The following is a 24,477-nucleotide window of genomic DNA, read 5'->3' on the forward strand; positions in this document are numbered from 1 at the left end:
AGCCGTCAGATCATCACGCGCAACGGTCCCTGTGGGACCTCGACACCCAGAGAGGCCATGGCGGCCGCGTGATAGGTGGTGCCGGTGACGTGGATGGCGTGGTGCAGACCGGCGTGCGCGTCGCGCCAGAACCGCTGTAACGGCTTGTCCATCCGCAGCGCATTGCCACCGGCGCGGTCGAAGATCTCGTCGGCGGCGCGCACCGCCCGCCATGCGGCGCGGGCCTGATCCCGGCGAACCGCGGCACGCATTTCGAAGTCGATCTCCTCGCCCCGGTCGACCAGGTCGAAGATGCGGTCGACATTGGCCAGCAACTGCCGGCGCGCCGAGTCGATCTCCGATGCCGCCTCCCCGAGCGCGTGCAGCACATACGGATCGTCCTTGACAAGGGTGCCGGTGGCGCCCACGCGGTTGCGCTGATAGTCGATACCGGCCGCGAGCACACCTTCGCAGATGCCGATGGTCGCGGCGGTGATGCCCAGCGGGAACATGGTGGACCAGGGCATCTTGTACAGGGTTTCGGTCACGCCGTATTCCTTGGCGGCCGTCCCGTCCATCACCTTCGCCGAATCCATCACCCGGTACTCGGGAATGAAGGCGTTCTCGACGATGATGTCCTTGCTTCCGGTTCCACGCAGACCCACGACGTCCCAGGAGTCCGCCACGATCCGGTAATCGGAGCGGGGCAGGATCACGTGCAGCCCCCGCGGCGGCATCAGCGGTTTGCCGTCCGCGCCGCCCACCATCGCGCCGAGGAAGATCCAATCGCAGTGGTCGGTACCGGAGGAGAACTGCCAGCGACCGTTCATCGCATAGCCGCCGTCGGTCGGCACCGCAACCCCGCCGGGCATGTACGGTGAGGCCTGCCAGGTATCGCTGTCCTCACCGAGGATCTCTTCCTGCACCCTGGGGTCGGCGAAGGCGAGCTGCCACGGATGCACCCCTACGATGCCGCCGACCCAACCGGCGGACCCGTAGATACTCGCGGTCTTCATGACGGTTTCGGCGAATTCCCGCGGATGCGCTTCGTAACCGTTGTACTTCTTGCGTTGCAACAGTCGGATGATCCCGGCATCCCGGAGACCTTTGGCCATATCATCGGGCAGGCGACCGAGGGTTTCTCCCTCCTCGGCGCCGGCCCGGAGGTCGTCGGCGAGTGCGACGATCTTGTCGAGTACTTCGTAGGACATCGGGACTCCTGGTCCGGGTTGCCGAAGGGATGAAGGAGTGGTCAGGAGGTCGCGGACGCGGCCTGACGGTGTGCCGGAATGGCGCTGCGCCCGGCCGCCAGGTTCGCGTCGACCTCGGCCTGCCAGTTCTGCAGGGCACGTTCGGTATCGATCTCGAACTCGAACCGGTTGACCATTTCCGGCTTGATGTCCTCGACATCGACATAGAACTGTTCGTACCAACGGCGCAGCTGGTACACCGGACCGTCTTCCTCGCACAACAGCGGATTGTCGATCCGCGATTTGTTCTTCCAGATCTCGACGTCTTGTTCGAAGCCGATCGCAACGCCCTTCGCCACGGCGGCGGCGACCTGCTCGGCCGCGGCATCGTCCAGGCCGGTGGGCTTTTCCACCATCACGCCGTACTGCAGCCGGAACGAGGTCGGGGTGATCGGATAATGGCAGTTGATCAGGTAGATATTCGGCTCCCCCGCCCCGGCACGTCCGCCGCTCCAGAGTTTGTCCACCATGTAGGAAGGTCCGAAATACGTGGCATCGGACTGGCTTTCGACGCTGTAGTTCGTACTGGTACTGACTCCGACCGCATCGGCACGCGGGCGGGACCGCATGATCTGGGTGGCGGTGTGCCCCTCGAAGACATTCCGGAAATAGGTCGGCATGCCGTAGTGGACGTAGAAGAAATGCGCCATATCGACGACGTTGTCCACGATCTCGCGGCAGTGCGAGCCCTCGACGTCGATCGAATTCCACACCCAGTCCGTCCACCCGGGATCGCCGTAGGCGGGAATCTCCGGGATGGCCAGTTCGGCGGGCGGTTTACTCCCCTGCGGATCGTTCCAGACGAACAGCTGCCCGCTGACTTCCATGGTCGGCCAGGACTTGGTCCGGGCGAGCGGGGGAACCCGTCGGGCATACGGAATGGCGGCGCATTTGCCGTCCCCACGCCACCGCCAGTCGTGGAAGGGGCAGGCGATATCGTTGCCCTTCACGGTGCCGTGGGCGAGGTTACCGCCCATATGCGGACAGAACGCGTTGAGAACGTTGATGTTTCCGTCTTCGCCGCGGAAGACGACGAGTTCGGTTCCGAACGCGGCGATCTGATGGGGCCGGCCGTCGGCGAAATCACGGGTCAGCCCCAGGCAGTGCCAGCCCCGCGCGTAGCGCGTGGGCGGCGCGCCGGTGTCGATGACACGGACTTCTTTGCCGGTGTCGGTCGTGGGGCTCACGATACCTCCTGGTCGGATGAGTGCGACCGCGAAACTCGTCGCAGTATGTCCACCTTCGCAGCCGAAGACCCGGTGTGACGCGGATCTCCTGCTGAGTGGGATCTTTTCCGGTCGAGATCGGGTGTCCGGCAGGATACGGCCCGAATCCCGGAAGTTCGGGCCGACGTCTCGCTGATCGGGAGATTCGCTCGGCAGCGCGGGGGGTTGGATGTCATCGTCGGTGAAGACGCCGGACACGGTCCTATGGGATGCACCCACACGGGTAGTACCGTGATTCCTGTCACAGAGTTGTGATGCGTGCTGGGAGGCCGAATGAGAACGTCAAGCCCCGCCGGGGTGCCGGTATCGGTGGTCGAGCGGATAACTCTCGTTCTGGAGACTTTCAACGGGTCCGGGCCTCTCACCCTCGCTCACGTCACCGCCCGCACCGGCCTGCCCCGCTCGTCGGTCCATCGGCTGCTGGAGCAGCTCACGAATACGGGCTGGCTCGCACGATCTCCCGATCAGACCTACGAACTGGGAGTCAAGGCCTACGAGATGGGCCAGGCCGCACTGAATCAGAACCGCCTGTTACGCGGCGCGCGGCCGATCATGCAGGCGTTCGCGCATCGAACCGGCTTCACCATCCAGCTCGCCGTCCTCAGCCGCGGCGATACCGTCTACCTGGCCAAGGTCAACGGTCGCTCGTCCGGACCCACCCCGACCGCTGTCGGGCAGCGGGTACCCGGACACCTCACCGCGGTGGGTAAGGCACAGCTGGCATTCGCCGACCTGTCGGGCCGGCAATCGGTCTTCGCCGAACTCCGGCGAACCGCCGACGGCGCGCTGGTACGGCGGACTCCGCAGAGCATGACAAGCGAAGTCCAGCTGGCAGACGATCTGGCGGCGGTCCGCGATCGGGGCGCGGCGTTCGATCGTGGCGAGGCATTCACCGGCCTCGGTTGTGTGGGTGTCTCCCTGGGGCCGCCCGACCACATCTACGGAAATCTGGCCGGGATCTCCGTGTGCGCGCCGGTGACCTCGCTCGACTACCGCACGATGGTAGGCCAGGTGCGGGTGGCGGCCCGCGAGATCTGGGATCGATGCGTGGCGGCGGACCTCGCCTCCCATTGACCCCGGCACCACCCGCCGCTGCGGCGGGGCCTGGGCAGCGGCACCGATCCGACACCGCTGCCCACAGTCGAATTCTCCGGGTCAGGAGGTCGCTACAGTCTTCGTCTCACCGAGACGCGCTGCCATATCGGCCACCGCTCGGTAGGCCATCACCATCCCGGAACCCAGCGGTACGCCAGGGCCGGGGTAGACCTCACCGGAGATCGAGGCGGAAGAGTTACCGGCCGCATACAGACCGGTGATCGCCGACCCGTCCGGTCGCTGCACCACACCGTCGCGATCGATCACCGCACCGCCTTTCGTGCCGAGATCGCCGAGAACCAGCCGCACCGCGTGCAGCCGAGCACCATTGAGCGGTCGCAGACATTGCGCCGGCTCGCTCGCGCCGACGAAGAACCGGCCGAACGGATCCGCACCACGGTGGAAATCCTCGTCCGCACCACGCTCGGCCAGTTCGTTGAATCGGCCGACAGTCGCCGCCAATGCGGCCGGCTCGACAGCCAACGACCGGGCGAGATCCGCGACGGTCTCGGCGGTATGCCACAGGCCGGCTGCCGTCATCTCCGCGCGGTCGGGTCCGGGCACGCAGATGGCCGGAAACCGGCCGTCGGAGCTGTCGTCGAAGACGAACCAGAATTCCTCGCTACCGGTTTCCATCTGCGCGCGCATCGCACGCCCCAATTGGTCGTAGGGCAGCATCTCGTTGGCGAATCGGCGGCCGGTCCCGTCGACGATGATCCCGGAGCGAATGCCGAGGGTGAAGACAGCGTGCCCGTTGGGGAACAAGGTCGCGGGGCACCACCACGACTGATCCAGCAGATCGAGTGCGGCACCGACAGTTTCCAGCATCGCGATCGCGTCCCCGGACCCGGTGCCGGGATGCGACGACGACCAGTCGGCGGTCGGCATGTTCTGCCAGCGTTTGCGCAACTGTGCCGAACGTTCGAACCCGCCCGCGGCGAGCAGAACCCCCGCGCGCGCCCGGATCCGCGTTTCCGTGCCGTCGGGTGCGATGGCCACGACGCCCGTCACGTCACCGGATTCGTTCTGCGTCAGGCGGGCGACACCGGTCGACAACAGCAGATCGGCGTGGCCGATGGCATCCAGCGCGAGCACCATCCGCGCGATCCAGGCCTGACCGCCGTCCAGCATGGACCGATCGACGGCGGCGCCGAACTGGTCGGCGGCAACCGTCGGCCGCACATCGGACAGCCGGCCGCCGACCTCGTCGGCGGCGATGGGCTCGGCGAAAATACTGCGGCCGTTATCACTACGCCCCGGGGCGTCGAAATAGTCCGGGAACGGCCGGTGCTCCAGCGGGATGCCCACGGTGTTCTCGAGGAACTCGGCGACCGCCGGACCGGTTTCCAGGTATGCCTGCTGTACCTGTGGCTGCGTCCGGTCGCCGACCACGGCACGGAAGTAGGTCAATCCCTTCTCGACGGAGTCGTCCACGCCCTGCCGGGCCAGCACGTGGTTTCCCGGCAGCCATACACTGCCACCCGAATAGGCCGAGGTCCCGCCGAAGCGGTCCGTTTTCTCGAGCACGCAGGTCGACAGACCGCGGTGGGCCGCGGCCAACGCGCCGGCGAGTGCGGCGCCACCGGAGCCCACCACTACTACGTCATAGGTTTTGTCCCAGGTCATCGTCGACTGCACTCCCTGTATTCGTTCCGGGTGAGACGCCGCGACGTTAAAGGAGCGGCGTGGCGGCAAGCGGGACAGCTCCCGCTCAGTGGTCACACCGTTTATCGCGCAGAAAGCGCCCACCTCGATCGGATCGCCGAGCCGGTCGATCGGGATGGTCGAAAAGATCTCCGGGCGAGCCACCACAAATCGGCAATCAGTATTGGATCTTATTCAATATTGGATCTTATTTTGGATCCAATCTGCTACGGTCTGCTTCATGACGCCCGACGATTCGGTCGGCGCTCTGCCGGAAGCCTCGGTTCTGACCGAGTTCACCGGAGGTGTTGCGCAGCTGACCCTCAACAACCCCCGCCGCAAGAACGCGATCACGCTCGAGATGGCCGCGCTCATCGACGAATTCTGTGATCGAGTGGAAAGCGACCCCGGTATCGGCGCTGTCGTCGTGCGCTCCGCCGGCGCCTACTTCTGCAGCGGTGCGGATACCCGAGATCTCGCGGCCTCCTCCGCCGATCCGGCCTCGCCCGAGGCAGTGCGACGGACCTCGGCGGTCTACGGCGCCTTCGTACGCCTCGGCTCCCTGCCGGTGCCCACCATCGCCAGGGTTGTCGGCGGCGCCGTCGGGGCGGGAATGAACCTGGCGCTGGCCGCCGACATCATGGTGGTGACCCCGGAGTCGACACTCGACAGCGGATTTCTCGCTCGCAATATTCATCCGGGCGGCGGCCACCTCGCACTACTCGGTCGCGCTGTCGGCTGGTCACGCACCGTGGCACTCGCCGCCTGCGGACGCCCCATGACAGGCGCCGAGGCCGCCGACTGCGGCCTCGCCTATGCCGCCGTCCCAGAAGCCGATCTCGATTCGCTCATCACCGAGCTGACCACGACTCCTGCCGCCGATCCCGAACTCGGCCGGCGGATCATGACCAGTGCTCGACTGGAGCTCGGGCCACCGGCGGTGAGCTGGTCGTCGGCGCTCGAAATCGAGCGTGGCGTGCAGATGTGGTCGATGTCGCGTAAGGGCCAGGCGTCCTGGTCCTCGCGAGGCCCGGGCCGATGACGACGACCGCCGGCGAAACCGGTACGCCGGTGACCGAGAGCGCGGACCTGCATGCCCTGCGGATCGAGGTCCGCGCCTTTCTGGCCGAACAGCTCGAGGCAGGGACTTTTGTTCCGGCCGTGGACAATTGGATGAGCGGATTCGATCCCGAATTCAGCGCCCGGCTCGGAGAGCGCGGCTGGGTGGGGATGACGCTGCCGACGGCATACGGTGGCCACGGCCGGTCCCCGGTCGAACGTTTCGTGGTCACCGAAGAACTGCTCGCGCACGGCGCACCCGTTGCCGCGCACTGGATCTCGGACCGGCAGATGGCGCCGGGCATCCTCGCCAACGGAACCGAGGAACAGAAGCAGCGCTATCTTCCCGGAATAGCGGCCGGAACGCTGTTCTTCGCGATCGGAATGAGCGAACCCGACGCCGGCTCGGATCTCGCCGCCGTCCGTACCCGGGCCGTGGCCCACGACGACGGTTCCTGGACCATCAGTGGCACCAAGGTGTGGACCACGGGTGCACATCTGGCACATGCCATGGTGCTGCTCGCCCGCAGCGACGGCGAAGCCGGCGACCGGCAGACCGGGCTCTCCCAGTTCCTGGTGGACCTACCCCACCCCGATATCGAGGTGCGGCCACTGCGCAGTATCGACGGCGCGGCGCATTTCAACGAGGTGATCTTCCACGACGCGCATGTCGGGCCGGAGGCCCTGCTCGGCCGGCGCGGCGCCGGCTGGGCACAGGTGATGAGCGAACTCGCGTACGAACGCTCGGGACCCGAACGCTATCTGTCCACGATGCCCCTGTTACGCGCGTGGGCCGACGAACTGCGTCGTTCGGGTGCGACCGAGGAACAGCGGGTCACCCTCGGTGCGCTCACGGCACGGGCCTGGGCGTTGCGCCGGATGTCGCTGTCGGTGGCCGCGGAACTGGCCGCAGGCCGCCGTCCCGATGTGCAGGCGGCGATGGTGAAAGACCTCGGCTCGACGTTCGAAGGCGATCTCGTGGAAGCGGTGCGGGCGGCCTGCGATACCGATCCCCGGCGCACCGGCGGCGATCCGTTCGCCCGCCTACTGGCCAACGGCATGCTGCATGTTCCGGCATTCACACTACGGGGCGGGACGAACGAGATCCTTCGCGGAATCGTCGCTCGCGGAATGGGATTGCGATGACAGGCAGGAATTCCGAACTACGTTCGGCGACCCGGGCGATGATCGAACGGGTGGGTGTCGACACCACTACTCCCGCCACAGGTATCGACAGCGCCGTCTGGTCGGCACTCACCGAGGCCGGGTTCACCGGAATCGGTATCCCCGAGGACCACGACGGCAGCGGTGGCACTCTCACCGAGGTGCTGGCCGTGGTCTCGACCACAGTCACCGGCGGTGCCCTCACCATGCTCATCGAACACACGGTGCTCGCCGGGCGGCTGGCGGCGCGCTGCGGTATCCCCCTCGGCACCCGGACCGCGACGATCGCCTACGCGGAGCCCGATACCGAGGTACGCGAAACCGGAGACGGTGGGTGGGTTCTGCACGGTTCGGCGCGGGCGGTGGTGCACGGAGCCGACGTCGATCGCCTGGTCGTCCTGCTCGACCCGGGCGCCGCGAGCCACGGTCCGACGGTCGCGGTCCTCTCCCCCACCGGTACCGGTGTGAACGCCCGGCCCGGTACCGATCTCCTCGGCGCCGCCGTGACCGACTACGACTTCGATGCCGTCGCGGTCGAGGCGTATGCCGTATCCCCCGTCGGCGAAACCGAACTCCGAGAACGAGGCGCGCTTGCCTACGCGGTCGCGCTGGCCGCCGCAGCACGCGCGGTCTGCGACCGGACGGTCGAATACGCGGGACAGCGCACCCAATTCGGCCGGCCGCTGAGCAAATTCCAGGCCGTACAACAGCGGCTCGCCGGAATGGCCGCGCTCACCGGCCTCATGGAAACGGCCACCGAAGCCGCCGTGGCCGAGAACGCCGGCACGAGCACCGGCAGGGCCCGAACCGCCATCGCCGCCGCGAAAGCGGTGACTTCCTCCTCGGCACGGGAGATCGCCTCCGCCGGCCACCAGCTCCATGGCGCGATCGGCTTCACCGCAGAACATCCACTCGGCCGATCCACCACCGCCCTGCTGGCCTGGCGGGAACGATACGGCTCGGAGCGCTACTGGGCAGGTGTCCTGGCCGGCCGGATCCTCGAAGGCGGCGTCGATGTCTGGGATCTCGTGACCGGCTTCGAGGACGGAACCGGCGGGGCGGCGACCGAAAGGAACGATCGATGACCGTCACCCCCAGGACCGAACACCATCCGACCACGCCCGTCATCGACGGTCGCGCCGCATGGCGGACCGCGGACACCGCCACCGACAACGGTGTGCTCACCGGAGTGCGGGTGCTGGACCTGAGCCGCGTACTGGCCGGTCCCTATACCGCTCAGATCCTGGCCGATCACGGCGCCGAGGTCATCAAGGTGGAAGCCCCCGCCGGTGATGAAACCCGCAGCTGGGGTCCGCCTTTCCTCGAATCCGGTGCGAGCAGCGCCTACTACGCGGGCCTCAACCACAGCAAGGACAACATCTGCCTGGATCTGCGCACCGATACCGGCCGGGAGATCCTCGCGCACCTGCTGGCCGGCGCCGATATCGTGATAGAGAACTTCAAGGCGGGCACCATGGCGCGCTGGGGTTTCGACTACGAATCCGTGCTCGGCGAACGCCATCCGGCGATGATCTACTGCCGGATCACCGGTTTCGGCGTGGACGGCCCGATGGGCGGATTGCCCGGCTACGACGCCGTGCTCCAGTCCTTCGGCGGCCTGATGAGCGTCAACGGCCATCCCGACGGCAACCCACTGCGGGTCGGGGTCCCCATCGTCGATATCGTCGCCGCCAATATGGCCGTGAGCGGCATCCTGCTGGCGATGCTGGAACGCGGCCGCAGCGGTCGGGGCCAGCTGATCGATATCACGCTGCTCGACGCTGTCATTTCCATCCTGCACCCGCACGCGGCGAACTGGATTACCGACGGCACAGTGCCACAACGGACCGGGGATTTTCATCCCACGGTGGCGCCGTACCAGGTATTCCGGGCCGCCGACGGCGATTTCTTCGTCAGCGCCGCCAACAATCGGCAGTTTCGTTCGCTCACCGAAATTCTCGGGCTGCCCGGACTCGCCGACGATCCGCGGTTCGTCTCCAACGGCGATCGCTACGCCCACCGGGAAGAACTCGTCGCACTGCTGGGTGAGCGTATCGCCCGATATTCGCGCGCGGACCTGGGGCGCCGCCTCGAAGAGGCCGGCGTACCCGCGAGCCCGGTGCACACCGTCGACGAAGCATTGCAGTCCGCACAGGTGCGACACCGCGGTCTGTTCATCGAGGACGACGATTACCGCGGTATCGGTGTCCCGATCGCCCTGAGCCGATCCGGGCACCGCCGCCCACGTCCCGCGGGGCCCCTGGGCTCCGACACCACCGCCGTCCTCGCCGCGATGGGATACAGCACCGATCGCATCGAGGAACTGCGCGCGGCTGGTATCTTCGGAAACCCGTGAGCAGACCCAGCGCAGACTCCGCGCCCGCAGACCGCGGGCGTGACCGCGAACGAGCGGCGGCACGGGTCGTCGAAGAGCTCGAACGACTCATCGTCACCGGTGAACTGCTGCCCGGGCAGCCGATCCGTCAGGTGTCGATGGCCGAACGACTCGGTGTCAGCCGCCTCCCCGTCCGGGAGGCATTACGCCAGCTCGCCGCCGCCGGCCTGGTCGACCACGAACACAATGTGGGTTACACCGTCGCGCGGCTGCGACAATCGGATTTCGATCAGATCTATCTGATGCGGGCCGCGCTCGAACGGGAGATCATCGCCACGCTGCCCCGGTTCACCGACGATATGCTGACCGAGATCCGGCGACTCGGCGATCTGGTGGCCGAGGCCGCCGACCGCGGTGATCTGTTGGCGATGCGGCTGCACAACCAGGCCTTCCACTTCGCCGTCTTCGAACAGTCCCCGCTGAATCTCGTGGTCGATGAGGTGCGGCGTCTGTGGACGCTGGCGATGCCCTATCACGCGACCTACCTGTACGACCCGGCCGCCCGCGCGCGGGTTCTCGCCGAACACGAGCAGATGATCGCGGCCCTCGCCGAATACGACAACGACCGCCTCGACGAACTGATGAATCTGCACCGCCGGGGCGGTGAAACCGGCGCCGGCATGATGCTGCGCGCCACCAGGCCGCCCGACCCTGCCGCCCCCTAGGAGAACACCATGGCCACACCCACCGACAACACCGCCGCACCACAGGCGATCTGGGATCCGGATGTGGCCGTGATCGTCGAGCGGGCGCGGGCACACCGGACCGGTCCGCTGCACCGGCTCGGAGTCGAGGCCGCCCGCCGGGCGCTCGAGTCGATCGAACGTCCGGCCGGCCCGCAGATGCAGTCGGTACACGACGCCACCGTCGCCGGCCCACACGGTCCGATCCCGGTCCGTATCTACCGGCCGATCGTCGCCCCGTCGGAGAAAGCACCGGCCCTGGTCTGGTTCCACGGCGGCGGCATGATCATGGGGTCACTGCGCTCGTTCGATCGCCTGGCCCGCGATATCGCCGACGCCACCGGCGCCGTCGTCTGCAATGTCGACTACCGCCTCGCCCCCGAACACCGATACCCCGTCGCCAATGACGAGGCCTACGCAGCCCTGCTGTGGCTCGCCGACAACGCCACCGACTGGGGTGTGGATCCCGCCCGGATCGGCGTCGGCGGTGACAGCGCCGGCGGCAGCCTCGCCACCGCGACCACCCTGCGCAGCCGCGACGAGAACGGTCCGGCCATAGCCCAGCAGATCCTGTTCTATCCCGGTATCGAACGCCGCACCGACCGCCCCTCCATGCGCGAATTCGGTGATTCCCCGTTCCTCACCGCCGAGGATATCGACTGGATGAAGAACCTCTACCTCGGCGACGACCCGGCGGCCGATGACGCCTACGGTGTCCCGGCACTCGCCGACTCCCTCGAGGGTCTCCCCCCGGCGATCCTCGCCGTCGGATACTGTGACCCGCTACGCGACGCCGTGGAAGCCTATGGCGACCGGCTCCGCGCGGCCGGCGTCCCCACCGCTCAGTTGCGCTACCCGGGCGTGGGCCATGGGTTCGCCATGCAGGCGCCATCGGTGGCGCGGGCGCGGGCGGCGATATCCGAAGTCGGGGCACTCGCGGCGGCGCGGTTCCGGTAGCGCTTCGGGCGTCAGGATCCGGCGGCGGCCCGCCCGGCGCGGCGGCCGTAGAAGCTACCGTCGCCCAGGGATGCGCCACTGACATAGCCGCCGGCGCTGATTCCGGAGGTACAGCGTCCCGCGGCGAAGAGACCGGGAATCGGTTCGCCGGAGACATGTATCACCCGGGAGTCGAGGTCGGTGCGCAGGCCGCCGAGCGTGAACCCACCCGTGCGATTGCGTAGATCGTAGGCTGCCAGTGGTGTGCCGATCGGTTTCACCCACTCGGTTTTCTTGCCCAGCACGGGATCTGCGCCATCCTTCGCGTGCCGGTTGTAGACCTCGACGGTGGCCTGCAGGACCCCGGCGGGAAATCCGATATCCGACTCCAATTCCGCCACCGATTCCGCGACCCAGGTGGGTGGCTCACCACGCATCGCCGCGCTGCTGGAGACGCTCTTGTTCGCCTCCTCGAGAGCGGATTCGTCGAGAATGAGGAAGGCTTCGTTGTTCTGGCGGATCAGCGTCGACTGCCCGATATGACCGGGGTACGAATCCTCGGGGATGTAGCGCTGGCCGCGCCCGTTGACGAGGATTCCGCGCGCGATCATCTGCGGATCGGCGAAGATCGCGACCTCGATGGCATCCATATGCGCCAGTTGGGCGCCCAGAGCCTGGGCCACCAGGATGCCGATTCCGTCGTGTTCCTCGATGGCGGCCGCGGGCCGATCGATCAGCAACGGGGTATATGCCGCCACCATCTGCCGGTTGAAGGCGAAACTACCGGTTGCCAGCACCACGCCGCGGAGCGCGCGGACATACACGTATGTGCCGTAACGTTTGGCCACCACACCCGCGACACGGCCGAAGTCGTCGACGATCAAGCGTTGCAGCCGCACATCGTATTCGGCGCGGACGCCCAGCGCCTCCGCGGTATCGGTGAGGGGTTTCATCAACATGAACCCGCCACCCTTCTCGCTTGTGTGTTTGTCGACCATCTGCGGGAGATGACCACGCGGCACCGGAGTCGCGAGGATGTTGTACGGCGCGGCGTTCTCACCACCGGAGAACATCAGGCCTTGATCGGCCGGCGGTTCCCAACCCGGTTCACCCCAGAATTCCTCTTTGAACGGAACACCTTGCGCCACGAGCCAGTCGAAATGCTCCACACTGCCCTGGCAGTAATCGTGGATTTTGGCCTCGTCGGCGCCCGGACCGAGCGCTGCCATCAAGAAGCGTTCCATGTTCTCGGGCGTGTCCTCGAAGCCGAGGGCTTTCTGGAGCGCGGTGCCGCCGCCGAGATAGATGAATCCACCGGAAAGCGCGGCCGCGCCGCCCCAGCCCCCGGTGCGCTCGAGCACGAGCACATCGGCACCCGCCCGAGCGGCCTCGATCGCCGCACTCGCACCCGCGACCCCGTAACCGACTATGACGACATCGGCTTCATAGTCCCATTCGGTGCTCTCGGCGAGCCGCTCGGGATGAACACCCACATCCGGCATTGGTTCTCCTGTTCCATGAGGTCGGACCGATTCGAGGGAGCAGTCGGTCGTGCCGCACCGACCGGCAGAGAGTGGAGCCGACAGGTCTGTTCGGTCGTGTGTCTGCCGTCCCGGTGGATCCAGTGTCGGCGGTCGTCACCGATCCGGTTCCGGGAAATCCCGCTCACCGAGAAGATCGTGTCTCCCAGGTATCGACCTGTGCGCGTGGTCGAGACGGTCTCTCCTGTCCGGCCGGGTTCACGAAGGTGCCGGCGGCGGGAACCGCGCCGACCGGTCCCCAGAGCTTCGCCTACGTGGCGCGCCGGTACCCCACGCGCCGACAACGCCGATATCGAAACTCCGGGCGCGGGGAGGCCGTCGACACGCAGCCGGGTCAACCACGGACCCGTGTCAGCAGTTTCCCGAGTGGAATATTGCTGTCGGACAACACTTCCGGCCCAGGCCGGTGGCCACGGCTCAATGCGGCTCGCAACGCCACGAAATCCGCCGGCGCATTCAGGCATTCCGCAGCGACCAGGCCCTCGTCGCCGAAGTACAGGGCAACCTTGCGTCGCGGCTTGTCGGGATCGCTGCGGACCACCACCGACGTGTGATCATCGCTGAGGCCGACGATCTGAAGTTTCTGATCACCCTGATCGGACCAGAACCACGGCGCGGTCGAGGGCGGTGCGGTACTCCCCACCAGTACCGCCGCCGCGACCTCGGCCTGTGTGGTGGCGTTGTCCACCGATTCCAGCCGGTAGTGGCGACCGGTGGATGAGACGCGGGTGGTGCAGTCACCGATGGCCAGCGTCCAACCGTCGGAGGTCGCACACCGGTCGTCGACCACCACACCACCCGCACAGCGCAGGCCGAGTTGGGCAGCCAGTTCGATGCGGGGCTCGGCCCCGATCGCAACCAGGACCGTCGCGGCCCGGATCTCCCGGCCGTCGGTCAACCGGACACCGTGAACACCGTCATCGGTGGCCGTGATCTCCGTCGGCTGCGCATCCAGAACGATTTCGGTCTGCATCGCCCGATGCGCCGCAAGCAGCTCCGTCGCGGTGATCTCACCCACCACGCGCCCCAAAAGCCGCGCCCCGGACTCGATCACGGTCACTTCCGCACCCAATGTCCGCGCGGTGGCGGCCACCTCGAGGCCGACGAAGCCACCACCGATCACCGCGATCGGGCCTTTACCGACCCGATCGGCCAATACGGAGGCATGGTCGAGATCCCGCAATCGCACCACATCGGGATGATCGGATCCGGGCAGAGACAGAGTCCGGGCTCGCGCTCCGGTGGCCAAGACCAACCGGTCGAATTCCCTCGGGTGTAAACCGCCCCCGCCGGCGAAATCGATCCGGACACCCGCCGATGTCCGGGCCACCCGTTCGACCCGTACACCGGTGAGTAGTTCGATCTCCTGGTCCGCATAGTGCGCCGGTTCGCGGAGCAGCAGCGATTCGGTGGTCGCCTTCCCTTTCAACCACGCCTTGGACAACGGCGGCCGTTGATACGGAAGCCGCGGCTCGTGGGAGACGAGGGTGATCGCACCGTCGTAGCCCGTATCACGCAGACGATCCGCGAGATGAACGGCGGCATGCGAGGCACCCACCACTACGATGCGGCGCGGTGGTGTCCCGGTGCCCGGCGCGGTTTCCGAGTCGAGCACCGGTCAGACCTGCTCGTCCGGAACGGTTACGTGCAGATCGACCCCCTCGGCCAAGGTCAACTGACAGGACAAGCGGGAATTGTCCGCACGGTCGGAGGCGGTGCAGTCGAGCATGTCGTCCTCGTCCTCACCGGGATCGGGAAAATTACCCAGCTCGGCCCGGTCGACATACACATGGCAGGTCGCGCACGACAGCGTTCCGCCGCATTGACCGACAATGCCTTTCACACCGTTGCGCACGGCCGTGGACATCACGGAATCACCCACGGCACCGTCGATCACCTTCACCGTCCCATCGGGCTGGGTATAGAAAACTTTCGGCATCCGGCGCTCCTACCAGGACACGGGCAGGTCGGTGACCGCCTGCGTCAGGTTGTCCATATCGATCACGGCCTCACCCTCGAGCCGCAGATTCGGCAGGCGTTTGAACAGTTCGGCGAGTCCGACCTGCATCTCCATCCGGGCCAGCGGAGCCCCGAGACAGTGATGCAGCCCGTAGCTCAGGGTGAGATGCGGGTTGTTCTCCCGGCGGATATCGAACACCCCGTCGTTCTCCACCACCACACCGTCGTGGTTGACCGCGGCCGGATCGACCAGTACGGCCTCGCCTTTCGCGATGGTGTGCCCGTCCAGCTCCACGTCCTCGGTCGCTACGAACGGCACCAGTCCACCACCGCCGGCGACGGTGGATCCGACGGCCATCCGTCCGTGCCGCAGGATTTCCTCCACCGCGGTCGGGGCCACACCGTCGGGATCGGCGAGGAAGAGCTCGAGCTGATCGGGGTTCTTCAGCAGTGCGTGCACGCCCGCGCAGATGAAGTTCGCGGTATTGTCGAATCCGCCGATGATCAGCACCAATGCAATCGGCAGGATCTCACCGTCGGTGAGGCTGTCGTCCTTGTCACGGGCATTGGCCAGACTGCTGAGCAGGTCTTCGCGCGGTGCTCTGCGTCGTTCCTCGATCAGGCCCATCATGTAGACGACGAGTTCGGTCATATTCGCCACGACCTCTTCCTCGGGCATATTCGCCACCGCGAGCGTCGAGGAACTCCACTTCTGGAACTTCGGCCGGTCCTCCGGCGGCACACCGAGCAGATTGGCCAGCATCTGGATCGGCAGTGCCACCGCGTAGTCGTGCACAAGGTTGGCCGGAGCGCCCTTGGCGATCATTTCGTCGATGAGGTGGTTGGCGAATTCCACCGCGGAATCGCGCATCGCCTTGACCCGCTTAGGGGAAATCGAGCGCTGCACCAACTTCCGCAGCTTGGTGTGATGCGGCGGATCCTCGAATTGCAGGGTGGTCTTGAGGAAGTCCGGGAACTCGACGAAGTACGGCACCACCCGCTCGCCGGTCCGGAACGGTTCGCGGACGAACCGGCCGTCGCTCAACATTTCCCGGGCGGCGGCGTTGCGGTGGATCACCCAAACCTCGCCGCCGAACGGCATCGCCATCTTGGTCATCGGCCGGTCGGCGGCGATGGCGTGGTAGCGGTCCACCGCTTCGTCCGGCGGCACCGGCGGGAAGGGATATTCGGTGCTCACGGCGTTACCGGCCGTCTCGGTTGTACTCATCGGCTCACTCCAATGGGGCTTCGGGGGTGGGTCAGGAGGCCGGTAACCGTGTGGGCGCGACCAGCTGCGGAATCGCCTCCGGCGTAATCGCCATGATCGTGTCGAACCGGTCTGCCACGGTTTCCACGGTGAGCTCGGGATCGTGGATACCCACGGTGTTCACCAGGGCCAAGCGGTTCACAATTCCCCCCGCCACGTTGAACACCTCTCCGGTGACCTCGCAGGACGGATGCAGCAGGTAGGCGACCACCGGCGCCACATGCTCGGGCAGCAACGCCGTGCGCATGTACTCCATGACCTCCGGCGACAGTGTGTCCGCGGCGGCCTCGGCCATCCGGGTACCGGCACCGGGCGCGATCGCATTGACCTTGACACCGGCCTCCAGGCCCTCGAGCGCCAGGTTGCGGGTGAGCCCGAACAGCGCACCTTTGGAACCCCCGTAGTGCGCCATCCCGGGATTCCCGAGCATCGCCTGGGAGATGGTGTTCACGATCCGCGGCGACTCCGCCGCCAATAGATGCGGCCAGGCGGCACGGATGACCCGCAGGGACCCGAAGTAGTGGACGTCGAGATGTCGCTGATACTCCTCGTCCGGAACCTCGGCGAACGGAGCCGCCCGCACGATCCCGGCATTGTTGACGACCGAGGTGAGCCCGCCGAAGGTGGAGACCGCCGTATCGACCAACGCACGAGCGCCTTCTTCGGTGGACACGTCGCCGGTGCAGGCGACGGCCTTTCCGCCGGCTGCGGTGATCTCCGCGACGACGTCGGCGGCCGGGTCGTCGCCATCGAGCCCGGAGCCGTCGATACGGGAGCCGAGGTCGCCGACCACGACCGAGGCGCCGCGCGAGGCGAGCAGCAGGGCGTGAGCGCGGCCGATACCGCGGCCGGCGCCGGTGACGATGACGACGCGGTCGGAGAAGTCCAGTGTTGCCATGATTTCCTCAGAGCTTCGGTATGGTGCGGACAGGTCAGGGGCGGGTGGCGCCACCGGAGTGTTCGACATCGGCCACCCAGATGGTCCCCTGCGCTTCCCGAGCCGATTTCGCGAAATCGAAAACCTCGAATCCGACTGTCATGTAAAGGGTTTTGCGGTCCGGGCCGCCGAGCAGGCAGGCGGAGGCGATACCGTACTCCAGCGGCAGCGATACCGCCTGGGTGAGCCCCTGGTCGGTGAAACGCGCGACGTAGCCGCCGCCGGGCATGGCGGCCCACACACCACCGTCCGCGTCGAGACCGATCCCGTCGGGCATGAATGGGCAGGTGGCGAACTCACGCGCGTTCGACAGCGTGCCGTCCGCGGCGCGATCCATCACGGTGATCTTGGAAGCCATTACTTCTGCCGTGTAGACCTTGGTGCCGTCATCGCTGATGGCGATACCGTTCGCGCACATCAGCGGGTCCACCTTCTCCGGCGTCGAGACCGCACCGTCCGGATCCACCACGATCAGCGGCGAGGCCACCGGCTCGTCGCCCTTGAAGATGTCGAAGCCGAGCTGGGTGATGTAGGCCCGGCCATCGGCATCGACCACCATGTCGTTGGCTGCTGCCGGGCAGTACTGCGAGATATCGGCGTACACGCTCAGATCGTCCGGCGCGCCACCACCGTGCACCAGCACGAGCTTCTCGTGCATCGATACCACGATCAACCGGCCGTCCGGGAGCCGGCCGAATCCACCCAGCACGATCGGCGCATCGGTGGTGGCGGCGCGCGCGGTCGCGTCCACCACCACCGTCGCATTGCCGTCGGCATCCAGCGTTTTCAGTGTGCCGGTGTACATATCGGAGAACCAGAACGTGCCGTCGTGCCATCGCGGACACTCCGGCCAGGAGTATCCACTCGAGATTTTGCGGGCCTCGAAAGTTGTGGCGCCGGCGGCGGTGACGGCGGCTGCGACGGTCTCGACGGGGTTGGTCATGGTAGGGGCCTTCCAGGGAACTTCGAACTCTCGCCGGTTCCACATACGGCGGAATACCGGACTGCGCGAGCGCAGGAGCCTCGCGTGAACTGGATCACAAGGACTGGGTCTGTCAGGACGATAAGGCCCCATCCGAGGCATCGACGCCGTCCTCCCATTCAGCGGGAACGGTCACCTCGATCGGAGACCACGCACCGCCCACAGGACGGTTTCCGGTTTCCGCGGCGCCCAGTCGGACCAACCGATCACACCACCGGGACACCCTCACAGAAGGTGCCTCGCCGCCGGTGCGCACACTCATCTGGTCTGCGAGCCGCCGTTGAAGTCCAATGTCTGCCCGGTCATTCCGCCGGCCTCGTTCGAGGCCAGATACGCGCAGAACGCGCCGACCTCGAGCGGATCACCGAGCCGCCCGATCGGGATACCCGCGACCAATTGCTCGATCCGTTCCGGTGACATCTTGTGTGCCAGGTTGGCCTGCAAACCCAGCGCGACGATATTGGCGGTGACACCGTACCGACCGGTTTCGGCGGCCAGATGACGAATGAATCCCTCGATACCGCTCTTCCCGGTCGCGTACATCGAGTAGTTGATGTTCTGCCCGGTGCGCGCCGCCCCCGACGATATCTGCACGACCCGGCCCCAACCGTTGTCGCACATACCGTCGATGACCGCTTTGATGCAGTTCATCGCGCCGTAGATATTCAGGTCGATGGAAGGCGGCCACTGGTCGGGAGTCAGTTCCCGGAAGGGTTTGATGACCCGATCCTCGGCGATCCCCGCGTTGTTCACCAGGATATCGATATGACTGCCGAGTTCGGTTTCGACCGACCGCACGGCATCGACGGTTGCCTGGTAGTCCGTCACGTCGAACGCCCGGGCGACGGCTTTGTTCCCGTCCGCCACGATTCCTGCGGCGACCCGCTCCGCACGCTCGGCGTACAGATCGTTCACCACCACTGTCGCCCCTTGACGGGCGAGCACTGTCGCGATTCCTTCGCCCACACTCTGGCCCGCCCCGGTGACCAGGGCGATATGTCCATCCAGCTCGAACACGAGTTCCCTTTCTCGATTTCGCCACCGGATCCACAGGGTGGCGTCCTGCCCGTACGCACATCCCTTCCCGAATGGGCGGACACGGACATCGGTAGGCGGAAGGGTAGGGCCTGGACGTCGCTGCGAACCTCACGTTCCCGCCGAGTGGGAGCCTCTGGCCGGTCGCGGCCGTCGCCGCCGGCTCGGCCCTCGGTCGCCGATCCACGAGGGGCAGTCCACGCCGGCAGCAATAGCGATACGAGCGATACGAACGTTGTCTCGATGACGACGACCCATGTGGCAGAGGCCGATCCGATTTCGGCCGCCCATGGCGTGCGGAATCGGACGAAAAGTCACGATCGGATCGTAGAGGCGCGGCAGTTAGGATCCGTCCCGCCAATCCCGATGAACGGGAGGCGCTCCGGTGCTCACATACCGCGGCGAAAAGGCACCACCACACCCGGGCTCCAGGATCGTTCGAGCTCGGTCTTACATGGCCTCCGCGAATTCACGAGTACGGGTTTCGACCAACGCACCGAGCCGATCCCAATAGTGATCGGCCGAGACCAGGTGCGTCTGTCGACCTCTCGTTCCCGAGATCACGGCCCGGCGCGAGCAGGCCCGCACCGACAGCCTCCCTGGGCGGAGATTCCACTGAGCGGGCAAAGCCGGAGCTTCTCGTTCCTGCACCTCGCTAACGTCCGCGTATGAGTAACACATGGCCTGGAGAGGACCTCGAAGCGGCATTCCGAACGGGGCAGACAACGGCCGCGCGGGCCGCCGTCGGCAAAGGTGGCCGGCGTGATTCGTCGATCTGTTCACACTCGACGCCGAGTACCACGAGCAGATGGTCGGCGTGCTGAGAAAACACGACGCCATCCGAGCACGGGCGGAACCGACCACCGCCCAATTCCCCGGAGCGGCGAGAACCTCATTCCCCGTCCATCGGCACCTGATCGACGACGTCGACGGTGTGATCGTGGTGACGCCGGACAACCTGATGCGTGGTCCCGGAAGGCGGCGCCCGAATGGGGACGAACAACATCGACATCCTCACCTACGCCGGAAACGAAGAGTTCTCCGAAGGGGAGGACGTCGAGGATTCCGCCGAATTCACCGAACTCGCGTCCTCCGCGATCGGACAGGCGACGGAATCGGGCGCACCCGGCACGGCCGAACTCGAATGGTGTGCGCGGCAACCTTCGCCGCTCTCGTCGAAGCGGCCGAGACCGGCGCGCATGGCGACCACGACAACATGGTCGACGAGATGTCGCGCTGGATGGATATCCACACCCCGTCGCCCACCTGCGCAAACCCGATGTTCTCCCACCCGTCGGCCTGACAAGGAGCTCCACCATGACCGCCTCCCACATTTCACCGACCACTCGCCCGGACCCGCTGGCACCGGCCGACCTCGGCCCGATTCGGTTGCGCAACCGCGTGATCAAATCCGCGACATTCGAAGGAGTGACCACCGACGCGCTGGTCACCGACGCACTGATCGACTTCCACGTCGCGGTCGGCGCCGGCGGTGCCGGTATGACGACCGTCGCTTATCTGGCGGTATCACCCGAGGGGCGTACCGAACGCGACCAGATCTACTGGCGGCCCGAAGTGCTCCCGGGACTGCGCCGGCTCACCGAAGCGGTACACGACACCGGTGCCGCTGTCTCGGCACAGATCGGGCACGCCGGCCCGGTCGCCAACTCGCGCTCGAACGGCCTGCCGTCGCTGTCCCCGTCGACCAGGCCCAATCCACTGTCGATGAGTTGGGATCGCGCGGCTTCCGAGGCCGATATCCGGCGAATCATCGACGACCACGCTCGGGCGACGCGGCACGCGATCGAGGTGGGTTTCGACGCGGTCGAGGTGCATCTGGGGCACAACTATCTGGCCAGCTCGTTCTTGAGCCCGAAGATCAACCACCGCAAGGACTCGTGGGGCGGATCTCTGGAGCGCCGCGCGGAGTTCGCCCGGCGCATTCTGCAAGCCGTGGGCGAGGCCGCCGACGGGCGGATCGCGGTGCTGGCGAAGATGAACATGGCCGATGGTGTGCCCGGTGGATTGTGGCTCGACGAATCGCTGCTCTTCGCGCAGATGCTCGAACGCGACGGCCATGTCGACGCACTCGTGCTGACCGGCGGCTCCTCGCTGCTCAACCCGATGTATCTGTTCCGCGGCGACGTCCCGATTCGGGAAATGGCCGAAACCCAAAACGGCATCGTCAAGTTGGGCATGAAGCTGTTCGGCCGCCTGGTGTTCTCGCACTATCCCTACGAACCGCTCTACTTCCGCGACTATGCTCGCCAGTTCCGTGACGCGGTGAACCTCCCACTGGTGCTGCTCGGCGGAATCACCGACCTCGCCGGTATGAATGCCGCGATGGGCGACGGGTTCGAGTTCGTCGCGATGGCGCGCGCACTGCTGCGGGAACCCGACCTGATCAACCGCATCCGGGCGGAGGCGTCGACGGAATCGCTGTGCATCCACTGCAACCTCTGTGCGGCGAGCATCTTCACCGGCACCCGCTGCCCACTGGCGCGTGCCTCCGGTCCGAAGAGCCCCGTATCGTCTCGGTCGGCCGATCCGGTCGGGTAACCACACCCACCGACTCCGCGGCGATGGACTCGGCATCATCCACCGGAAAGCTGCTACCCACCCGACATCCCGCACCGGACGACGCTGTACGGATGACGGCTGCCGGCATGGGGATTTTTGCGGTATGACCTCCGAGTACAACGGGCCGGAGACCACAGCCGGTCCATCGCTACGGCCGACCGACGGAATTTCCCGGCGGCACGTCGCCGGTATGGCACCGGGACGGTCGAGGGCAGTCCCAGGTTCATCTCCTATCGGCCAGTGGACCGATGCGGCCATTCGCCGAACCTCGACCGGCGCCCAGCCCGGGCCACACGGAAATGGTGGGTTGGTCTCGACCGAAACCGTTCGTGTGATGTGCTCGAGTTCCACACCGACAGAGGTTTTCGTCGATTGCGGTCATCGAGACATCAGGTTCCTGCGGCCGGTGCGCCCCGGGGATACTCCGATCGGCGAGATGCGAACGACGACCGCCGCGATCGCGCCCTGGTCGTGTCCATCGGACGACTACAGGACCCCGAAGGACGACCGGTTCTCGACATGGTGGTCGATACGGGAGCGCAGGAATCAGCACCGTCCAGGCACTGGTGGGGGAACTCGCCCGGCACCTCGCGTGCACAGCGACGAACACCGGCGTACGGTCGAAACCGTGAGCAGTGGTGCCGCACCGACGGCAGCGGAAAAGGGCTCGAGCCCGTGGGCACGGGTATTCGCAGCCCTCTACGACCCTCTGCTCTGGCTGGGTGAACGGTTGGGTATGGCCACTCGGCGGCAGGAACTGGTCGGCCGCGCCAGGGGGCGGACAGTCGAACTCGGCAGCGGCACCGGCCTCAACCTGCGGCACTACCCGGGGGAGCTCGACGAGTTGACCTTGACCGAACCGGAAGCCGCGATGCGCACCCGGCTGGCTCGGCGGCTGCGGCGCGAAGGAAGTCGAGCGCGTGTCCTCGATGCGCCCGCGGAACGACTGCCGTTCGCGGACGCCACTGTGGACACCGTCGTTTCGACCCTGGTGTTGTGCACCGTGGACGACCCCGGCCCGGTCTTGCGGGAGGTCGAGCGGGTACTGCAGCCCGGTGGCCGGCTGTTGTTCCTGGAACATGTGCGATCCCGCTCGCCGCGACTGTCCCGTTGGCAGGACCATCTCGCCGGTCCCTGGCGCCGGTTCGCGGAAGGTTGCCACTGCAACCGGGATACTCTCGGCCTGATCCGGGCGTGCGGACTGGAGTTGGGCGACGTACAGGAGACCTCGTGGCGAGGCATGCCACCGATCGTTCGCCCGCTGATCGTGGGAACGGCCACCAAAGAGGTCCACGGCCGGGACCGAGCACCGGCACCGCCCGCAGCATGCTCGAACAACAGGGACAAACCCTGACAATCGGGGAAGTGGCCGCGTGCGGCGGTTTCACACTTTCCTGGTTGTCGCGGGCATCCACGGCCCGCTATGGCGAAACACCGCGAGAATTCCGCAAACGCCGGCTTGCCGAACTCGCCACCGAGCCCGAACGGCCGGCCCCAACCGCCGGCGACAGCACACATCGCTCTCGGCAGTCCGAGCCCGCTCGCCCAATGGGCGCAGCGGGACCGGAGTTGCCTTGATACCACCGACGACCGGTCGGGAAGTGTCACACCCGGGTAGCCGGTTGCCGCAGCAGCGGCCGGGGCGGGTGGCGCGGCGATCCGGCGCACGGCCGACGCGCAGGGCCGTATCGAGACCCGCGCCATGGCGCCCTGCGGCGGCCGAGCCGCGAAGCCGGTTCGAGAGCGCCGCCGAACCGCGCCGGTTCGTTCCGCCTCGAGCGGACGACGAACCGAAATTCACCCAACCGCTCCTACCGGACCCCACACGGTCACGGCGTCACCTGCTACAAGTCGTGCCGCCCGAGCCGAAGAGGCGCCACCAATGGATACCTCCCCGGGGATATGCCGAACTTCGTCGGATTATCGGCATGCCCTCCGGCCGGTCACACGGGAAACAGAGGTGCAGTGACTTCGCACTGTGTGTGGCTACCACACCCCATTGAATTCGACGCCTAAGGTCTGACTCGGTCCGCCCATCAGGGGCAGCCGAGTGGAGGGATTCGAATAATGAAGTTCGAGAAAATCACTGCTGCCGTTTTCACGGCCGTCGCGGCCGTGGGTATCCCGGCGGCGACCGCCCATGCAAAGCCGGCCGTAACCGAGCAGCCGACTACGGTGGCCATGGGGTACACAACTTCCGGTGTGGAGCATGGAATCAACTATCAGATCACCGTTTCGCCGGTCGACAGGACTGTTGTCACCACCGTCGAGAACGGCAAGTTCGAGATCGCGCGCAACGGTGCGGTGGTGCTCGAGTCCTACGGTGGAGCGAAGGTGGCCGAAGTGCCGCAACGGTACACCGTCGCGAGTCGTTCGATCGCGATTGCGCAGCACATCGGTGCCGACGGCCGCACCCTGACGTCGACACCGACCCCGACAGCAGAAGATATTGCGCAACTGCAGGACACCAGTTCCTACGACCGCTTGCAGGAGCAAATCAACAAGAATCTGCCCGGCGTCGTCGGTGGCGCCATTGTGGGCGGCATCCTCGGGGCGGTTCCCTCCTTGATATTCTGGATCACCATTCCCGCGGGTATGGTGATCGGCGGAATTGTCGGCGGGTACCTCCAGGGCGGTCCAGAGTTCCTCGACGCTGTACAGGCGTTCGCCACCGGTCAACCGTGATCACGGGCGGTGGATAATCGGTGACACCTCTTCGGACCGGCGCCACGACCGATCGCATCC

General features: G+C 66.5%; 21 protein-coding genes. 11 read left to right on the top strand and 10 right to left on the bottom strand.

Translation table 11 applies throughout. From position 1 onward, the window contains the following. Nucleotides 1–5: 5 nt before the first annotated feature. Both ON32_RS11190 and ON32_RS11195 read right to left on the bottom strand, forming a co-directional pair. Nucleotides 6–1,190 carry an acyl-CoA dehydrogenase family protein gene (locus ON32_RS11190; protein ID WP_040790804.1) on the bottom strand — a complete coding sequence of 395 codons (1,185 nt, stop codon included), beginning with the start codon at nt 1,188–1,190 and terminating at the stop codon, nt 6–8. A gap of 41 nt (nt 1,191–1,231) precedes the next feature. After that, nucleotides 1,232–2,416: a 3-ketosteroid-9-alpha-monooxygenase, oxygenase component gene (locus ON32_RS11195; RefSeq protein ID WP_040790870.1), complete on the bottom strand. Its 1,185-nt coding sequence runs from the start codon at nt 2,414–2,416 to the stop codon at nt 1,232–1,234. 312 nt (nt 2,417–2,728) lie between these two features. Here ON32_RS11195 and ON32_RS11200 point away from each other — a divergent pair, with 312 nt between their 5' ends. Further along, entirely contained in the window at nt 2,729–3,529 is an 801-nt protein-coding gene (locus ON32_RS11200; protein WP_040790871.1) for an IclR family transcriptional regulator, read from the top strand. 81 nt (nt 3,530–3,610) lie between these two features. On the opposite strand, the gene ON32_RS11205 is transcribed toward ON32_RS11200, so the two are convergent. Then, a complete protein-coding gene (locus ON32_RS11205) occupies nt 3,611–5,176 on the bottom strand; it encodes an FAD-dependent oxidoreductase (RefSeq protein ID WP_040790872.1) in 1,566 nt (521 codons plus the stop codon). 259 nt (nt 5,177–5,435) lie between these two features. Between ON32_RS11205 and ON32_RS11210 the strand changes: the two genes are divergently transcribed. From ON32_RS11210 to ON32_RS11235, 6 genes are read left to right on the top strand one after another with little or no spacing between them, the layout of a single operon-like run. Next, nucleotides 5,436–6,236: an enoyl-CoA hydratase/isomerase family protein gene (locus tag ON32_RS11210; RefSeq protein WP_040790805.1), complete on the top strand. Its 801-nt coding sequence runs from the start codon at nt 5,436–5,438 to the stop codon at nt 6,234–6,236. Next, nucleotides 6,233–7,399: an acyl-CoA dehydrogenase family protein gene (locus tag ON32_RS11215; protein WP_051133125.1), complete on the top strand. Its 1,167-nt coding sequence runs from the start codon at nt 6,233–6,235 to the stop codon at nt 7,397–7,399. The genes ON32_RS11210 and ON32_RS11215 overlap by 4 nt, the downstream gene beginning before the upstream one ends. Continuing rightward, complete coding sequence (locus ON32_RS11220; RefSeq protein ID WP_040790806.1) at nt 7,396–8,502, top strand: acyl-CoA dehydrogenase family protein; 1,107 nt, start codon at nt 7,396–7,398, stop codon at nt 8,500–8,502. The genes ON32_RS11215 and ON32_RS11220 overlap by 4 nt, the downstream gene beginning before the upstream one ends. Beyond that, nucleotides 8,499–9,773 carry a CaiB/BaiF CoA transferase family protein gene (locus ON32_RS11225; RefSeq protein WP_040790807.1) on the top strand — a complete coding sequence of 425 codons (1,275 nt, stop codon included), beginning with the start codon at nt 8,499–8,501 and terminating at the stop codon, nt 9,771–9,773. Before ON32_RS11220 ends, ON32_RS11225 begins: the two co-directional genes overlap by 4 nt. Beyond that, nucleotides 9,770–10,477: a GntR family transcriptional regulator gene (locus ON32_RS11230; RefSeq protein ID WP_040790808.1), complete on the top strand. Its 708-nt coding sequence runs from the start codon at nt 9,770–9,772 to the stop codon at nt 10,475–10,477. Before ON32_RS11225 ends, ON32_RS11230 begins: the two co-directional genes overlap by 4 nt. 9 nt (nt 10,478–10,486) lie before the next feature. Continuing rightward, nucleotides 10,487–11,452: an alpha/beta hydrolase gene (locus tag ON32_RS11235; RefSeq protein WP_051133126.1), complete on the top strand. Its 966-nt coding sequence runs from the start codon at nt 10,487–10,489 to the stop codon at nt 11,450–11,452. Between the two features lie 11 nt (nt 11,453–11,463). Here the strand turns inward: ON32_RS11235 and ON32_RS11240 are convergent, their stop codons facing one another. The 7 genes from ON32_RS11240 to ON32_RS11270 form a co-directional block, all read right to left on the bottom strand. Further along, a complete protein-coding gene (locus tag ON32_RS11240; protein WP_051133127.1) occupies nt 11,464–12,933 on the bottom strand; it encodes an FAD-dependent oxidoreductase in 1,470 nt (489 codons plus the stop codon). 373 nt (nt 12,934–13,306) lie between these two features. Beyond that, a complete protein-coding gene (locus tag ON32_RS11245) occupies nt 13,307–14,587 on the bottom strand; it encodes an NAD(P)/FAD-dependent oxidoreductase (RefSeq protein WP_083874328.1) in 1,281 nt (426 codons plus the stop codon). Between the two features lie 3 nt (nt 14,588–14,590). Next, nucleotides 14,591–14,911 (bottom strand): 2Fe-2S iron-sulfur cluster-binding protein, encoded by a 321-nt coding sequence (locus ON32_RS11250; RefSeq protein WP_040790809.1) that lies wholly within the window; start codon nt 14,909–14,911, stop codon nt 14,591–14,593. 9 nt (nt 14,912–14,920) lie between these two features. After that, complete coding sequence (locus ON32_RS11255; protein ID WP_040790810.1) at nt 14,921–16,159, bottom strand: cytochrome P450; 1,239 nt, start codon at nt 16,157–16,159, stop codon at nt 14,921–14,923. Between the two features lie 31 nt (nt 16,160–16,190). After that, nucleotides 16,191–17,096 carry an SDR family NAD(P)-dependent oxidoreductase gene (locus ON32_RS11260; RefSeq protein WP_174361621.1) on the bottom strand — a complete coding sequence of 302 codons (906 nt, stop codon included), beginning with the start codon at nt 17,094–17,096 and terminating at the stop codon, nt 16,191–16,193. A 34-nt stretch (nt 17,097–17,130) separates the two neighbouring features. After that, nucleotides 17,131–18,078 carry an SMP-30/gluconolactonase/LRE family protein gene (locus ON32_RS11265; RefSeq protein WP_040790811.1) on the bottom strand — a complete coding sequence of 316 codons (948 nt, stop codon included), beginning with the start codon at nt 18,076–18,078 and terminating at the stop codon, nt 17,131–17,133. 297 nt (nt 18,079–18,375) lie between these two features. Continuing rightward, a complete protein-coding gene (locus tag ON32_RS11270) occupies nt 18,376–19,134 on the bottom strand; it encodes an SDR family NAD(P)-dependent oxidoreductase (protein WP_040790812.1) in 759 nt (252 codons plus the stop codon). Nucleotides 19,135–20,296: 1,162 nt separating this feature from the next. Between ON32_RS11270 and ON32_RS28820 the strand changes: the two genes are divergently transcribed. The 4 genes from ON32_RS28820 to ON32_RS11285 all read left to right on the top strand — a co-directional run bounded on the left by ON32_RS28820 (nt 20,297) and on the right by ON32_RS11285 (nt 24,417). Continuing rightward, nucleotides 20,297–20,455: a hypothetical protein gene (locus tag ON32_RS28820; RefSeq protein ID WP_157224164.1), complete on the top strand. Its 159-nt coding sequence runs from the start codon at nt 20,297–20,299 to the stop codon at nt 20,453–20,455. Between the two features lie 14 nt (nt 20,456–20,469). After that, complete coding sequence (locus ON32_RS11275; protein WP_040790813.1) at nt 20,470–21,711, top strand: NADH:flavin oxidoreductase; 1,242 nt, start codon at nt 20,470–20,472, stop codon at nt 21,709–21,711. Nucleotides 21,712–22,360: 649 nt separating this feature from the next. Continuing rightward, complete coding sequence (locus ON32_RS11280; RefSeq protein ID WP_051133139.1) at nt 22,361–23,086, top strand: class I SAM-dependent methyltransferase; 726 nt, start codon at nt 22,361–22,363, stop codon at nt 23,084–23,086. A gap of 713 nt (nt 23,087–23,799) precedes the next feature. Then, on the top strand, nt 23,800–24,417 hold the full coding sequence (locus ON32_RS11285; protein ID WP_040790814.1) for a DUF8020 domain-containing protein: 618 nt from the start codon (nt 23,800–23,802) through the stop codon (nt 24,415–24,417). Nucleotides 24,418–24,477: the final 60 nt, after the last annotated feature.

It is taken from the genome of Nocardia paucivorans NBRC 100373, from assembly GCF_000308675.1.
GTDB lineage: Bacteria > Actinomycetota > Actinomycetes > Mycobacteriales > Mycobacteriaceae > Nocardia > Nocardia paucivorans.